The organism is Peribacillus sp. Aquil_B1, assembly GCF_022603275.1.
In the GTDB taxonomy this organism is placed as follows: domain Bacteria; phylum Bacillota; class Bacilli; order Bacillales; family DSM-1321; genus Peribacillus.
In genome coordinates this window covers 230,752-247,753 of the sequence record NZ_JAKXEE010000001.1, presented here as the reverse complement: position 1 = coordinate 247,753, position 17,002 = coordinate 230,752, and the positions used below count along the sequence as shown (strand labels likewise).

Here is a 17,002-nt window from a genome sequence, read left to right as displayed (position 1 = left end):
AATATTAGGGAGTGGTCATGATCATGGCTCAATTCAAGAATCTGTTTACCCAATTAACGATCGGTTCTACTGAATTAAAAAACCGGATCTTAAGTACAGCACATCAAACAAATCATGTCACGGACGGAATTCCCACTTCGGATATGGTGGCCTATCATGAATCTCGTGCTAAAGGGGGCGTAGGATTGATCATCCTTGAAGCGGCATCCGTACATCCATCCGGCATGCTTACGTCCAAAACGATTGCAGGATATGACCATAGAATCGTCGATGCCTACAAAGAGCTTTCCGAAACGCTCCATACGTATGGAACGAAGGTTTTCTCACAGCTATTTCATGGCGGACGGGAAGTCGTATCGAGCGACTATCGGAATGCGGCATGGGCGCCCTCAGCCGTTCCCAGCCTGCGCTTTGGGGTGATGCCAAAACCAATGAGCTTGGAGGATATTGAAGGAGTGATTGAAGGCTTCGCCCATTCAGCACAGCTGGCAAAGGAAGGCGGACTTGATGGAGTTGAAATTTGCTGTTCACACGGATATCTTCCTGCCCAGTTTTGGTCAGTGCATACAAATAAGCGTACGGATCTCTATGGCGGATCATTCGAAAATCGGATGCGATTCATCGTGGAAATATTGGAGAAGGTATGGGAAAGAGTCGGGGAAAACTTTACCGTTGGCATTCGCATGAGCTCGGATGAACTGACGATGGACGGGACAACGATGAAGGATTCCGTGCAAATCGTCGAATATCTCGCGGAAAAAGTCCGATTGGATTTCATCAATGTCACGGCCGGCGATTCAAGCACCTTCGAGGGATCAACACATATCGTGCCGCCATCTCCGATAAAGCACGCATACCTATCACCACATGGTTTCAAAATCAGGATGGCCGGAGCCGTACCGGTCTTTGTCGGCAATCGAATCGTCGACCCCGTTGAAGCGGAACAGATCGTATCAACCGGAAAAGCCGATGTCGTCGGAATGACCAGGGCCTTAATCGTCGACCCAGACATGCCCAACAAAGCAAAAAACGGCGACCTGCAGGCAATCGACGCATGCATAGGCTGTTTACAAGCCTGTATCGGTCACTATCATAAAGGACTGCCGATCGGCTGTGTCCAAAATCCGACAACAGGTAAAGAAGCATGGATCTTACCAGAATTAAAGAAAACTAGAAACAAACAGAATGTCCTCGTCATCGGAGCCGGACCCGGCGGATTACAAGCAGCCATAACCGCTGACTACCTAGGACATTCCGTCACACTGATCGATCAAAGCAAATCAATCGGCGGCCTGCTCCGCACCATGCGCAAAGCACCGATGCGGCATGAACTCGCAGAATCGATGCTCGATAACTACTCCCGGAAACTGATGAGAAGCAACATAAATGTACAATTAGGCAAAAAGGCAACCGCCCAAGAAATATCCGAATCAAAACCGGACGCCATCATCTGTGCAACCGGCTCACGGCCCTACACACCAGCCATCGAAGGAATCGATGACCCACGGATCATCATGAGTGATGACCTATACAGCTCAACTAAAAAAGTCGGGGACAACGTACTCGTATTCGACTTCGGCGGTGACTGGCCCGGCATGGAAGCGGCCATCTACCTAGCCGAAAAAGGCCACCAAGTAACACTCATATCATCACGACTGCACATCGGTGAAACCGTCCACCAATATCTCAGGAACGAATACCTAAAAAGACTATACAACCTAAACGTCACACTCCTACCCCACTACGATATCGGGGCAATCAAAGGAAATCACGTCATCATCCGGAACCTATTCACCCAACAAAAACAAGAACTAACCAACTGGGACTCCATCGTCCTCTCCCTAGGCCGCATACCCAACACAGAACTATTCGAAGAAATGAAAGACCATGCACCCATCGTGAAGCAGATAGGAGATTGCCTGGGACCGCGGACGATTGAGGAAGCGACGCATGAAGGGATGATGAGTGTGATTAGTCTATAAAAAGAGAAGAGACATCCGGGTGGGGGATGTCTCTTTTTTGGGATATAGGTTAGGCATGAATGGCTCATTGGTTTAATAAAAGAAGGTTGCCATTACAAATTCCGGAGCTCTCTTTCCCAGTTAAGCTTCATGAAAGACTCCTATATTCAAATATCATTTAAACTCTTTAAAAATGCCCCTAATTCTTCTTCTGTTTTTAATTTAAAAGCGTATCCATAACTTGTGGGTGTTTTACCGTTCTTTATTTTCTTTGGAAATCGTGTTAATGCAGTACTATGACTCTCTTTACCGCCTATAAAACTCTGATTATTTTCAACAGTTTTGGGATTTAAAACAATATTTATGTTTTTATTAGCCATTAAGTATAATACTTCTCTATTTTTTATATGTTCAAACTCTGTAGCCTTTTTGGTTTTCTTTGTTAATCTAAAATTATTTTTAACAAAAATCCATTCTAAACTCGTCATTTGTAGATTAACTTGAGAGGATGCCAGTGAATCTTTTTCAGCGGTTGCTGCTATTTCTGATTGCTGTAGTCTGATAGAATCAGAAATAGATTCTTTAAGTTGTTTCTTTTCTTGCCTTAAAGCTTCCAACTCTCTCTGAACCTCTGCCCACATCTCATCCATCTTTTGCATAGTCTGATCTACATAAGGCTTCATAAGGACTTCTAGATCCTCCGCCCCTAATGGATTAGTTTCTTGAGCCTTATTAATAGGTAGTTTGTAAATCGGTGCTTCAAAATCGTAGCTTACGTATACTTGCATATACCAAACACTGATCTCAAATAGAAATTTGTGAACCTGAAGCACATCAGTAATGTTCACTTCTTTTATGTCATGTGCCGCTTTATTTCCTTTCTTTCTAATCCATTCCAATTTCAAATAAATATCTTCTTCAACCGCATTCTGGCGATATAATTTATGTATTCGTTCTGAGTGCTTAAGTGGATAGATATCCTCAATCCCCTCTTCTTTGCTAATAATCTTCACCAACTGTTCACTATATAAACGAGCCTGTATCAATGACGCAAGAGGTTGATCCAACAAGCCATTTTCAATACGGCAAACAAGCTCGAATAACTCACTTGAAAATTGTCCAACAAACTCAAATATAGAATGATTATGCATATTTACCCCTCCTGTGGCCTTACTTTTCAAACATGATACCTATTCATTTTTTTATCTATTATATGAAATACCATTTGATTTTATATATCTTCAAAAACGATAATGACAATATACTTTCAATTTCACCTTATATTTCTATTAAATAAAACGTTAAGATCCTTCTTCTTCGAAAGTATTACCTACCAACTCATCAGTTAAAATAAGGTGGGGATATTTTAATATTAATATCCTCATTCATTAATAAAAGAAGCCCTCCCCACAAATCAAATGGGTTAGGCTTTTTCACAATATGCTGATTTTTGCAGCAGCTTTACAACTGTTTAGTGGTTAAAAGCAAACCAAGAACTTCTCTAAATACTTTAGAAGGCTGATGGATTAGTAAATCTGTACCTAATACTCGTTCCTGACTATCATTTCTAATGGCTAAGGTTTGTTTCTCTTTGTTCAAATGGATTTCGATTCCTTTAAACGAGAAAGTCCCTACTCCTAAGGCTTCTTCTAAGACCTTGTTATCCAGGTTAATCTCTATCTGATCTGAAATCCTTCTCAGCATCCTCCAAAGTGTTGTCTCCTGTTTGTTTTTCATGTACAGCTCAGGCAGCTCTTTCGCCTCGTTTAGTAAAGAAAGAGTTGTCATCATATACGTTGCTATGCCATATTTTACAGGCCGGATTACTTGCTTTGTATTCTTCCAAACCTCCACAAAGAAACGGACAAAATCCTCTTCAGTGGCGATTCGCTTGATTTCTCCATACTCTCTAACACCGTTCTCCCCAAGCCCTGAAGTCATATAAAGTGCGACATATTTTGCTTCTTGCCAGCCCTTTTTTAGGCTATTAACAGGGATCTGATAGTAGCCTTGCTGAATAAAGTCTTTATAAATTGCTTCGTTCGAAACCGTTCCGACAAGTACTTTTTCTTCTAATGTTGATTCCCATTCCTCTTTCGTTCCCCTAGGTAATATCCCTTCACGCTGTATTTCCTCAGGACTTTTTTCAATGAGGCACTCTAGGAATCGCTCGACCATATAGGTAGCGTTTGGCAAAAACGGCAACCCACCAATATTAACTTGATTTATACTTTTATAAAAGTGATGGTCTTCATAACTTTGCTCATCTGACCAAGGAAATAACACATACGCTCCAAAGGCAGTCCGCTCATATGGACCATTACTCATGGTAACGAGTGAATCCCTATAGCGGTGCATCGTATTAATATCGTCTTCCACCGGTCCCGGCGTTTTATAACGGGATTGATAATAGCTTTCAGGTTGCGCGTAATCAATTCGGTATTTGGCATCAAATACATAATTATATCGGTGATTCTTGCCTTTTTTCTCAATCGTCAACATCGAGTCAGGCTTTTGCGGAATGGTCGGTAAATCTTTCTCATATTTTTGATAGATTAGTTCAATCTTTTCCTTAGTCACTGGGTGCTCAAAGACTCGTTTAGCAGTTCGGTTCGCCTCTAAATTCACAAACAACCCATCTCGGTTTACATTGACAATATCCTGACTTAACAGAGTATATTTACTGCTCAAAATTTGTCCTAGCTTTAAAAAAGTCCAGTATTCATATAAAGTAGCGACATCCTTAACAGACATTTGATATAGCTTGCCTTGCAGCATAAGGCCTTTTGAGACAGTTAAATAAATTTGAAAGGCATCACGATAACCTGGTGCCATTTGCAGGACCAAACTCATTACCGATCGATCAAGTCTGCCAATCGAACGCCAAAAGACATTGTTCTTCCTTGATTCAAGCTGCTGTTTCATTTGATTCAGCCGTAACAGAAGTTCCGTATCAGGTACTTCCTTCCAGCGCTTATTCTTATTCATTAAAGCGCCTAACAAATCATCAAACTTATGAATCAGCCTGTCCATCATCCATTTCACATAACGATTTTCCATCGTATCGTAACGCAGTTCTTTTTTAGGCTTAACCCCTTCACGCGGCATCATCGTTTTCCCATGGATTCTAATTCCATTCTCCACTTCCATAAAAGACTGAATCCGTTTTTGCAAATACTTCCGTGTAAAAGAATCAGTCTTGCTGAGCTGATCGCCGCGCGCTTTCACATATGATGTTTCTAATATATGATGTGGCTGCCTCTCGATTCGATTTACAGCCTGAATAAACTGCTTAAAATGCTTCGTCATCAAACGATAGAATTCAGCTCTGCTTGGCTTGCCTTCAAGCTTGATGTTTGCCCCTAAATACGTTTTCCGGATAAAGTGAAAAGCCAAGTTATAAATCTCATCATTCACTTCCTCAAGCAGCTGTCGATAATCTTTCTGATAATCCAATTTCACCGGAAAAATTTCAAGTGTGACTTCCAATAAAGTTTGTGCACCTGAACGAACTTCAAAAGTCATATACCCTACTTCATTTTGAAATTGAAGATTCCCTGTTAAAAGCGACATTCCACTCAATTCCATACGAGATATTGCCTGGCGTAATATAGGATGTTCATGATAAAAGTCCAGATCCTGATTTTGTTTTGAAATGATAAGAACTTGATATGTCCCATTTTCAAAGAAAATTGGCCGCACCTGCTGGGAATCAGTTAACTTTCCTGATTCAATATCATAGACTTCAACACTTTGTACGTCTTCTCCTGAAACGGAAAATTGCATGACATCATGATAATCCATCTTACGATATTGCTTTAACCCCTCATACCGGTGATGATACGGCTTTCCCTTAATCACTAATGAAAATTCCTCTGCCTCTATTTTCACCAAGTCGACATCATCAGGAGATCCAGAAGGATGTGAAGCCATCTTGTAACCTCCTAAGCATCTCTACAACCTTAGCGGCACTTTTCGGATATCACGCCGTACGTATACTGATTTCATTACTTTCCTCATCATCGATATATTCTTTTGTAGTAAACAAACGATATAAACCCTCTAATAGCCTTTCTACACGGGTATCACTGCCTGAAATACGCGGCAGGATCTTTTGTAAAATACAATGATCAAATGCCCTCTCAAAACTCATCAATTCACTGTCTTCGTTATAAGCAAGATAAAAACATATCTCATCCCGAACCCGATAACCGATATGGGCATTGGTTAGCTGCAACGATTTATTGATATCTTCCAATTCAGCGGTAACCTTTTTTACAAGCTCCTGATTCCCCAAATAAAGATCCTTCAAGTGCAAATATTTGGACCTGAACATATGATCCTGAACCAATTTTGGTTCCACTTCCACCTGCTCTTCCAGAAATGCAAGATTCGATAATTCCACCCGGTTGAACTCAATCGTATTAGCCCGGTCGAGCACCTTTTTACTAAAAGGATGTGTCGTTTCATCCATATTGACCGTCCCAATAACATAAAGATTCACTGGCAGCCTAATATCCCGCTTCGCCATTTCCTCAGAAAGAAGAGTAGACGTAACCATCTTCCCATCCTCCCACTTACGGCTCTCCATCACGCTCAACACATCGCTAAAATAATGCTCCACCCGCGCTAAATTCATCTCATCCAACAATACAAAATAAGGATCATCCGGATTCTGTTCCGCTTTTTCAATCACAGTCGTAAACGGACCTGGCTTAAAGTCTCCCTTAATATCCACATACCCAAGCAAATCCGACCCATCATTCCAATCCGGACGAATCGGAATCAACGTAAATTGTCCATTCTCCTCAGTAGCCCCTACACTCTCCGTAAACCACTGAACAATCTTCGTCTTCCCTGTACCAGAAATGCCGGAAAGGATTACAAATGGCTTTGTTTTCAGAGAAAGGAATAAATTTGTGACTTCTTCTTTGGTGTAGTAGAAACCTTTAGCTTTAATGTAAGAATGGATGTGGTTGATTAGATCTTTGTTAGATAAAAAAGTATAGATGCTTTCGTTCACTTCATCTTTAGTACCACTTTCAATCAACTCTTTAACATAATTAAAACCAGAATTTGATATTTCAAAGATTGTCGAAGACCCCATAACTTGATTACTCCCTTTAATATCAAGGTTCCTTTTGAAATCACGACCTTCGTATTGAATAGGAGAATCAAGAGCCTTAATCCAATCAACCCCTATCCTCTGTCTCCAATTGCCTCTATTCACATTGATAAACTTTTTCTCATCTTCTTCTTCATAAAATTTTTTATTTACTTTACCAAACCCTAAAAATCCTTTAGCGCCAGTATAGGCTATAATATAATCTCCTATAGAGATTTGGTTTATTACATTCAAGTTTCGAGTGACGGAAGACGAATCTTCTTTACCCTTTTCGTATTGCATTGCTGCAACATTTAACTTTTTTGATTGTTTCCAGACTTCAGAATGGCTTACAAAAGAAACATTGAATAGCCAATACCTTTTGCCACGTTCTTCTGACTTTCCCGTTACCTTTTTATAAATCCATTCCAACTCTTTAATTGTATTACCCATTTTCTTAGAGAACTCCGCACACTTTAGTACATTATCCTTATCAAATACCTTACCTACCCGAATCCAGTCCTGCCCACTAGCTATTGCTTCCAATAAACTCTCTTTTATGATTTTATTATTTATAAACTCATCAAGAGTCTTATAGTCTGAATAGCCTTCATCTGTCTCCTTACTTGTCCATACTCTATACTCTGAAGGATTGATGCCTTTCTCTTTTATCCATTCCTCAACTGACAATATCCAATCATTATGTTGTTTTCTTAGTCCAACTAGGTTTCCATTTTTATAGGCATGCCATTCAAGATAAACTCTTAGGTTGCTTTTACTGATCATGGCTGCAATGCATGATGGATGCTCTAATAGTTGTTCGTCCTTTATCCTAGACCAGAATCTTTTAGATAGGTTTCCACTGTTTTGCCATTTTTCAGTATTCTCAACCACCAAATTCGGGCAACCTGAATCATTTACAGAATTCCCAACAATCGCTTTCCATTCATTCCAAGCAGATGTATATTCCCTTTTTACTTTTCCAGAACTTTCTTCCTTTACCCTATAAATAAAATCTTCCCTATTAAAAACTTCAAAAATGCTATTGTTGATATTCATAAGGTCCCCTTTGCTCTCACCTATATTTTATGTTCTGTTAAACAACTTTTAAGCTGCACGATTTTTTTTAAAAATAAGTATAACTTACAACACTTATGGGGCCTGTTATTTAAGGTACCCTCAATAACATGGTACATGTCCAGAAATTACTTGTCAGCCCTTCAAAAATTATATCCAGAAGATATAAGTAACAAACTTTATGCTATTTCATTATACCCATAGTAACATTGCAAATATGAATGTTTATAAATTGGAAGGATAGGTACTAATAATGTAAAGGACAACATTTCTTTGCTGAGAGGGGGATCTTCAAATGGCAAACAAAGCAAGATTACCTGAATCAAAAGAAACCCGGAGTAAAATCATGTCATCAATAAAAGCGGTTTCGAAGCTGGAAACGTTCGTTTCACATGATCTTTGGCACAGGGGATATAGATTCAGAAGGAATGTAAGAGGTATGATAGGGACACCAGATATCGCCATCAAAAAGTATAAGGTCGTCATATTCATCGATTCTTGTTTTTGGCACTTTTGTCCAATTCATGGAAAAATGCCGAAAAGCAACGTCGATTTCTGGGTTAAGAAGCTTGAGAGAAACCAGGAACGAGATTTAGAAATCACCCAATATTATAAAGATGAAAATTGGCATATCTTACGAATCTGGGAGCATGAGGTAAGGAAGGATTTTGATAATACCATCGAAAAAATCAGCAATTTCATTGATAATGCCAAGGAAGATGTGGTAGATGAATAAAAATGGTCCTTGACAATTTTGCCAGGGACCATTCTAAATTTAATATAAACTAAGTTGTAGTTGTTGTGGATTCACTTTAATCGCTTCCACATCTTCTTCCTCGATTTCGAGAATTCGCTTGGCCATTCTTTCTACCAGTCCGACAACCAAGGCATTTCCCATACAGAAGTACCTCATTCGTTCGGACATTCCTTCCGTCCAATGATCAGGGAACCCATTCAATCGTTCACATTCCACCGGGGTCAGGATGCGAAGCCTTTTCGTTTCAGGGTCTTCCACCACATGGCTACTCCGATTAACTGTACCTTCACTTGTCAGCATCGTACGACCAGGCTTATTCAAAGAATCCGGGAAAGCCATCCCACCTTCGGAGAAGGTATATTTATGTCCAGTCGCCGCAATCCTCTCAATCTTTTTCGGCCCTTTAAACTCTTTAAACTTGTTGATTGCACTTTCGTTCAAATAATACTTTTCATCGACACCTGACTGTAAGATTTCACCTAACATACGTGGTTTCTCCTCTATGGGTACCAATTGCTCAGTATAAACCTTGCCATTTCTCATTATCCCTGCATTCAAATAAGTCTTCGAGAATGAATCTGATATTTCCAAAAGATCTTCTTCCATCATGAAACAATCGGGCTTATGCTTTGTGGAAATTTCCAACTTCACTGGGAATGCATTTGCGAAGAAACCTCGCTCATGCAGCATGGCGGCTTCTCCTTCGTTAGATCTGCTTATGGCATACGGCGTATCATTCCTAATTGCAAAAATGAAGACCCTGCGTCGCTTCTGAGCTTGTCCATACTCTGCGGCATTGACGACTCTCCACTCAACCGAATAATTCTTATCCCTGAAGCTTGCCAGCATGATGGAAAAGTCCCTTCCCCGCTGTATCGATGGTGACTTCAATAACCTGTCTACATTTTCCAATAATATATACTTTGGCCTGATCCCATCCACTAGCCTCATTATCTCCCAGAAAAGCACCCCTTTTTTACCTTGGATTCCCTTTTCTCCGGAAAGGCCTCTGGCAACTGAATAATCTTGACAGGGAAATCCACCTACAATTAATTCAATTCCTTTATTTTCAAACATCATTTCGTCCACTGTTGTAATATCTTCGTTGGAGTGAACTCCTTTATCGAACTGTCTTGCATAACATTCAAAAGCATCCTGTGATTTTTTTGATGGTTCCCATTGGTTACCCCAAACCACATCAAATCCTTTTGCAGCTTCTAGGCCAAGCCGAAACCCCCCGACCCCCGCAAACAATTCAATTGCATTTATCATGACCGAACATCCTTTCGGCTTTTATACCTATAATGAATGATAATACCCTAAAGAATCAAGGATTACCTTGTATATTTTATATAAATTCGTTTTGCCACTGAATATAATAGTTTAATATTATATATCCTATCTCTATCATTTTAAAGTGTAAAGAAGTAATAGTAAAAGAATTAATGATTCCATTTTTAAATAATAATATAAATTCCGCAGCATGACTTAAGAAAAGGTACCATGCAAATGGTATCAGGAACATAGACAAGTTAAAAATATTAAAAGGCTCCTAGAAAACAGGAGCCTTCTGTATTTCATTCCAATCTTTCATCCAGTGAACTTATATCAATGACAATCGGCATACTATGTTTCAATGTACCATCGTCCTGAAGCATAGGCCCGGAAACGACACATTGTCCTTTTTTTAATGTGGATAATTTGCGTTCCCATTCTTTTCGTGCATGACTATCTTGAGCAAGATTGACTGCTATTGAACTGATTTCATTTTCAGGTGGCATAAAGTAAACTTTTTGACTTGAACCTTGCAACCTGGAAATTTCATCGATGGTAAACTGACCTCTGAATGATTGAGTGGCATACCAACCTGACCACCCAAACTTTCTTCCCTCCGACAAAATTTTAGCGCTTGGGGACTTTTCACGATGATCCAAATTTTGGGCTTCGTCTAAAATGACAGCCAAAGGTTTAGTCTTATCTCCATGATTTAATTGATAATTCCATAAATCCCACAAAATGAATTCAGTAATCATCATCTGAACATCCCGATTATAGCCTGTTAGCTGAACTATGAACACCTTACCTTTTTGAGATAAAATTTCTTGCCAATTATATTCGCCATCGCTCTTGAATGGATTTTTATCTATAAGTGGCTTGATTTGAGACCGTGCAGTTTTGGCTGGACCTGTATTGTCCTCCCCAAGTTCCACTAAAAGTAGTTCTAGATTCATGCTGTCCCCATACTTATCCAACCCGCGAAGTACAGCTTCATAAATGGCATTTTGCTGTTGGATTCCCAAATCTTTGTATACCGACGAGAATACACCTTTAATTCGTTCCGCAATGTCCGTGTTATCCTCATCCATGTATTCATCCTCATCAAGTTCCTTTTGATTACGCTTGAAAGGGTTGATTGGGAACTTATCCCTTGCAACCAGGAATTGTTCCAAACTACCACTTAATTGCTCTTTGAATTGTGGCTCTAGTTTAGAATTTTTAAATCCATCCGTATAATCAAAAATGATGTTGGAAATTCCGCTTCTGGATAACTCCAATAATAAACATTGGATGAAATAACTTTTTCCCTGTCCTGACTTTCCAGAAATCAAAATATGACGATTTGCTAGTTCCCGATGACCGTATTCCCAGTACACTTTTTTTTCGGATCCTTCCACAGTTCCTAAAAGAACCCTAACATCCTTCAACTCAGGAATATTTGGAATACTCGAGTCTACGATAACAGGTTCTGGTTCTGTTTTTGGTTCTAACACTGATTCTGATTCTGGTTTTGGTGCTGGTTTCGGTGGTTCTATATCAGTTATTCCTGTAACACCTTCGGACAGTGGATCAGTGGGATTCACTATTTTAAATCGATATTTATGGAACAGTAAACTTTCTGGTTTAATGTCTGTTTTTGCGCTTCTAATATTCCCTTTAAGGGTTTCAATCTCAGTAATCACACCTGAATACCCATCATCCTCAGTTAAATCGACGACCAATATATCATCATCCATTCTAACCGATCTCCATGTTTGCTCCTTTTTAAAGGATAACACCGCCCCTTTTCCGATAAACGGTTGGAGATGATTACTTAATAGATAATCATCATTCAACAATTTTTCTTTCAATGAATGAATTCGGGAGTAATCCTTTTCAGGCCAGATAACATTATCAATCAATTTCTCAGCATTAGACAATAATAATTGGATGAAGAAGTTCCTAAAGAACTCATTTTTAAATAATGCTTGGTCATCCTCATTATATTTAGCTAATTGCGTTTTAAACAATTGTTGAGTTTTATTAATTTGCTCTTTTGCTTTAACTATGGTCGATTCTTGATTAATTCCTATTTTCACTTCTACTGGATAGTAATGCACAAAGGTATCCTCACCTCTGGTTTCAATGCCAATCAAAAGCAAATCATCACTATGCATGCCTTTGACATTAAGGTTTTTTGCAGAAAATACACCTTCACTTTTCGTTAACCTTACTGCTCCTGCAATTCGCAATACTTCCTCCAGTGATATAGGCACCCAAAGAATGTTTTCGTGATCCAAAGTACTGAGGATATAACGTATCGCTGAAATGATACTTAACTTTTCTCGTGAAAAGTGTCCTTTACTGCCGATTATCCGGAGTAGCCACTCACCATTTAAGCTATTGAACCCACGAATTGCCGTTTCAATTTGACTTGGCTGAGCATTGATTTCCTGACCAGCTAGATATTGCTCGATTATTAATTTATATTGTGCCGATTTATCCGTGACGGTGATTGCATCATATTGTGTGGAGGACGAATATTGATCACTATAATGGATGACCAATAGGTTACGGGATGCACTTTGGAAAAAGTTCAAGTCGACATTAGGTTCGATAAAAGTCACCCAATATGACGTATCATACAATTGATTTAGTATATCCTCATCATAATTAGCTGTCCTTGTAACGATTGTTTCAGCCTTTCGATAAGGGTTGGTACCCCCGCTATCCAGGTTGCTGGCTAACTCATTCAAACAAATGGCAATAGAGATAAGTTCATTGGTTTGATGTTCAGCGTTTTTTAATCCAAAACCAGTACGATAATCCTTCTCCGTTTCCAAGAATGATATGGATGAAAGAAGCCCTTTCAATGACAAGCCCGTATCTATATCCTGGATTTTATTTTTAGCTGGTGAATCGTTCGATATCATTTTATAAAAGGAAATATGGGCATAGCCATATTCATTTACATTCAATGGTTTATAATAGAGCACGTTTTCCCGAATCAACCTTAAAACATCGACTGCATCCAATTTTTTTGTAGTTAATGATACATTGAAGGTTGCCTCAAATTCTTCCACATCGTCATTCATGGAAAACTTTTCGAAGGCACTGACGGAAGCTTTATCATCATACAGGGCAACTTCAATAGGAACGATTTCAGATGCACCTTTTTTATCAATTTGCTTTTTGATGAAATTGATGAGTCCTCTAACTACCTCATGATCATTATTGATGTTAATTACATTTATTTGAATGGGCGATTTTGATTGTTTTAAAAATAGAAAAGGGAAGTGCTGTACGAATTGATTTAATTTTTCCTCCACTACATTAGCTAGAAAGGCATTGGATTCGCCTATTGCCACTTTTTGCATCGGCTCATAAATCATCCATTCTGGAGCATCTTTTTGATTTATAGGGCGATAGATCTCTTTATCCTCCCCATAAATATATGGAAGTAAATTATTGGGATGCAGTCTATCCAGGATATGCAATTCTATTGGCTCATTCTTCAACCTTTTATTGATTTCCAATTGATATGCTACATTTAAAGGATGTAAAGGTGTAAATGAAATTTTATCTTCCTCTATGATCGTTCCGAGTTTAAATAAGTTCTTGAATCGTTCCGCCAAAATTACATTCTCCTGAATCCCCGAAATCAATTCAATGAAGGATTTTACGTACTTAAGGGATAAATCGAAAAGCTCTTCGTTCATATAAGAAAGACTAGGTAATAAGTTTCGCGATTTATAATACATAAGCAATTCGTTATAAGCCTGTTCAATTTCCACATTTAAGTCCAGACTTAAACCTTCGAGCCCAGTTACCTCTCGCTTCGCATGAAAAAGTCCTTTACTCACCCACTCTTTTTCATCCAATAAATATGATTTTATTTCCTCACGTGCCGAAAACTCACGTGTGTTTTGTTTTAGCTTATTATTTTCATCATTATAATGGAAATCCTCTAATTGCTCCCTTTTAAGTTTCCATATTCTGCTTCCTGTAATAGGAGTTACCCTAGAGATTTCTTCCTTTATATTGAATGGAATATGGGCACCATTTTTTTGAATTTGGAAATGTAAGTTATCATCATTCCAAGCCGAAGAGGCATTTGAAATTTCAATCCCTTGATTCGATACCACGATGACTTGGTTTTCTTCTTCAACGAATATTTCCTCCCTACCAAAATCTTCATCTCCAAAGGTAATCATTTCGTCTTTTTTATTTAAAATAATCTTCTTGGTTTTACTATTGACTTCATATAACGTTTTAATTTCCCCAAAGAAATCCTGGTCGCATTCAACAATGGCAACATTGAAATCATACTTTGATTGCGATTGATTGTTATGTGTATAGACGACTTGGTGGAAAGTGGTGCTATTAGGTTCATGAGATAGGGACAAAACTAGCTTTTTTCCTGATACGCTACACAAGTTTTCGGATTTCTTATGAATGAATTCCTTCTTTAGCCACTCATCAAATTCAAAGCTAAGATTTACTTGGCTTTCTTTTGTTGTATTGAAAACAATTAAATGCCGCTTTCTTTGGCCAACTTTGGTATCTTTATGAGGCTTTTCCCAATAGAATAACCCTTCACTGGATTTCTTTTTTGGATTTTCAATATAACCAAGTGTCCATCCAGTTACTGCATTATCGGATGATTCCTTCACAAATCCATAGTCCAGTTCATTCCAACTTTCCTTACGCAAGGCTTGGACACCTTTATCGTCAAATATTTTTTCCAATTGATTTTGAAGGTTTTCATATTCATGTATATGCTGCACTTTTTCGAATAAAGAATAGTTTTCTTCCAATCTTTTTTTCATTTGGCTTTGGGGATACTGGTCCAATTTCCCGTCATAAAAAAGTCCTAAATGGGAATAGTCTTCTTTTTTTATCTGTCCTTGTGATAGGAAACCTAGTATCTCTTCATAATCCCATAATGATGATTGAATAAAGGATTCTTCCAATTTTTTGTTAAGGTGAAATTTCAATAATTCTTTTTGATCGGATGCTAGGGACTTATTCTTATCAATCTCTTCTTTCAAAGTTCTTAATATTGACTTTACATTGAAAGGCATACCTTCTTTTTGTAAGTCACTACTTCCACCCCTTATACTGTCCAGTGTTTCATGACAAATGCTCAGTAATGCTGTCCCTGACCAAATTCCCTTCTGTTCCCCCACTTGATTACGAAGTGTTACCAAGAAATCGGGAGTAACATTTTCGGAAGTTGCCGCAACGACGATTTTCACTCTTCCAGATTGAAGCGAAAAAGTTGTATACGGTGAGCCTTGATGATGCTGATATCTAAAAATACTTGATGTTTCATTAGATTCCAAGAATTCGTAAAACGCATTAACTTGTTCCTCATTATCAAATTGCAGATAAAAGCGTTCTCCACCTTTCAATGTGACTTGATTAAAGTAATTTATTAATTTCTCTGATAAGTATTTATAAAATTGGTTTAACATATTGGGCATCCCCACTATCACTCTTTTTGTCTAACAAATTCAATTTATCATATAATTTAACGATTTCTTCCCTGGAATATCTATCTAAATATATGCCTCGGAGTTCCAAATCAAGAAAAACCTGCTTTAATGACTTTCGTTCTTTTTTTAAACTAAGTGCAGTTAACAACAATAATAAATCCTGGCTAACATTCAACATGTAACCTAATGAACCTCTTGTTTTCAGGAAGAACTTTTTTCCGATTTCTTCTATTGACAAACTATACCGATTTCGTGGACCTTGCATCGTCGGCTTTTCGTATGCTTCTTCAATGCTTGAATATAACTTTGCAACCAAACCTTCATATGTTAAATTCTCAGGTAAGGTATGAGCGGGTAGAGATAAATGAAAACGATACTCCACTATCCATTGACTAAGCAGGTCCAATAGCACCTCTTTTTCTTCCGAAGGCAACTGTTCATATGTCAGCTGCAGTTCAGAATAACTCTGGGAATCATCCGTGCCCATCAGGAAGTTCAAATGTTCTAAACTATTGATATCAATTAATAGAGTACGTGCGGCTTCCTTGATCATCTGGTAACCATAACCATAGCTTTTACGATTTTTACTCGTTGCTTCCCAATCCAAAGTGTAAAAAACTTCATTGTTTGAATCGAGTTTCCCTTTTCCTTTTTGAGAAATCTTTAATGTCAATTGGGTAATATACAAAAAGTAATAATAGCTTAAGAATATTTCATAATGACTTTTAAAGTAATCCTCATGTTGCGCCAAAAACAAGAAATCCTCTTTAAACATCTTCGAAATGTATGGAAGTTTGCTTGAATACTTAATTTTTGCATCAGTTTTCTCCACCCCGGCAAGTTGATGCAATACTAACTTCGCCACTAAATCATCGGATGAATTCTTTTCAAACATTTTCCCGAATTCCTTATCCGCTTCAATCAGGACATCGGACAAAAATTTCGCTATCTCTTGTTCCCCTTTCATTTCCGCCCCTTCATTAAAGGGCAAGTATTGAAAAACGTGTGGATGGAACACTTTTATATTCCCCTTTTTATCCTGTAAAAATAGGCGAAGTATTTGTTCAAAGAATGGTTTATCTTCTTCTGAAACATCGACTACCTTGCTGATATTTATAATTAAATCCTCAAGATTCAACTTTTCCTTCAAATGATTTGATGAAATATTACGGGTAAACTCACCTAAAACGCCTTCAAATCCCTTACGGAATTTTGGTCGCTCCGTACCCCTCGTGGTAAATGGTAAAAAGGTGCCCTTACGATTGATTGTATGTTTAAGTCCTGCATTATCAGGCTTGATAGATAAGGAATCTCTTAATTCTTGTAAATTTTTCTGCTCAACCATCAC

Annotated in this window: 7 protein-coding genes and 2 pseudogenes; 2 read left to right on the top strand and 7 right to left on the bottom strand. The window is 38.3% G+C overall.

Annotated features, from left to right (window positions below; all coding sequences use genetic code 11):
• Window positions 1–23 precede the first annotated feature (23 nt).
• Entirely contained in the window at window positions 24–1,982 is a 1,959-nt protein-coding gene (locus MPH60_RS01215; protein ID WP_241589265.1) for an oxidoreductase, read from the top strand.
• A gap of 146 nt (window positions 1,983–2,128) precedes the next feature.
• On the opposite strand, the gene MPH60_RS01210 is transcribed toward MPH60_RS01215, so the two are convergent.
• From MPH60_RS01210 to MPH60_RS01195, 4 genes and pseudogenes are all read right to left on the bottom strand, one after another.
• Window positions 2,129–3,112 carry a DUF4145 domain-containing protein gene (locus MPH60_RS01210; RefSeq protein ID WP_241589266.1) on the bottom strand — a complete coding sequence of 328 codons (984 nt, stop codon included), beginning with the start codon at window positions 3,110–3,112 and terminating at the stop codon, window positions 2,129–2,131.
• Window positions 3,113–3,422: 310 nt separating this feature from the next.
• Window positions 3,423–5,894, bottom strand: a complete 2,472-nt coding sequence (locus tag MPH60_RS01205; RefSeq protein ID WP_241589267.1) for a restriction endonuclease-like protein — start codon at window positions 5,892–5,894, stop codon at window positions 3,423–3,425.
• Window positions 5,866–6,960: pseudogene (locus tag MPH60_RS01200) on the bottom strand (McrB family protein); the annotation flags it as partial. The gene MPH60_RS01205 and the pseudogene MPH60_RS01200, both read right to left, overlap by 29 nt.
• 528 nt (window positions 6,961–7,488) lie before the next feature.
• Window positions 7,489–8,124: pseudogene (locus tag MPH60_RS01195) on the bottom strand (HI_0552 family protein); the annotation flags it as partial.
• 313 nt (window positions 8,125–8,437) lie between these two features.
• Between MPH60_RS01195 and MPH60_RS01190 the strand changes: the two are divergent.
• Window positions 8,438–8,878: a very short patch repair endonuclease gene (locus MPH60_RS01190; protein WP_241589268.1), complete on the top strand. Its 441-nt coding sequence runs from the start codon at window positions 8,438–8,440 to the stop codon at window positions 8,876–8,878.
• A 39-nt stretch (window positions 8,879–8,917) separates the two neighbouring features.
• Here the strand turns inward: MPH60_RS01190 and dcm are convergent, their stop codons facing one another.
• The 3 genes from dcm to dptG all read right to left on the bottom strand — a co-directional run bounded on the left by dcm (window position 8,918) and on the right by dptG (window position 16,999).
• Window positions 8,918–10,171 (bottom strand): DNA (cytosine-5-)-methyltransferase, encoded by a 1,254-nt coding sequence (gene dcm / locus MPH60_RS01185; protein WP_241589269.1) that lies wholly within the window; start codon window positions 10,169–10,171, stop codon window positions 8,918–8,920.
• Between the two features lie 305 nt (window positions 10,172–10,476).
• Window positions 10,477–15,633 carry a DNA phosphorothioation-dependent restriction protein DptH gene (dptH, locus tag MPH60_RS01180; protein WP_241589270.1) on the bottom strand — a complete coding sequence of 1,719 codons (5,157 nt, stop codon included), beginning with the start codon at window positions 15,631–15,633 and terminating at the stop codon, window positions 10,477–10,479.
• Complete coding sequence (dptG, locus tag MPH60_RS01175; RefSeq protein WP_241589271.1) at window positions 15,614–16,999, bottom strand: DNA phosphorothioation-dependent restriction protein DptG; 1,386 nt, start codon at window positions 16,997–16,999, stop codon at window positions 15,614–15,616. The genes dptH and dptG overlap by 20 nt, the downstream gene beginning before the upstream one ends.
• Window positions 17,000–17,002 lie beyond the last annotated feature (3 nt).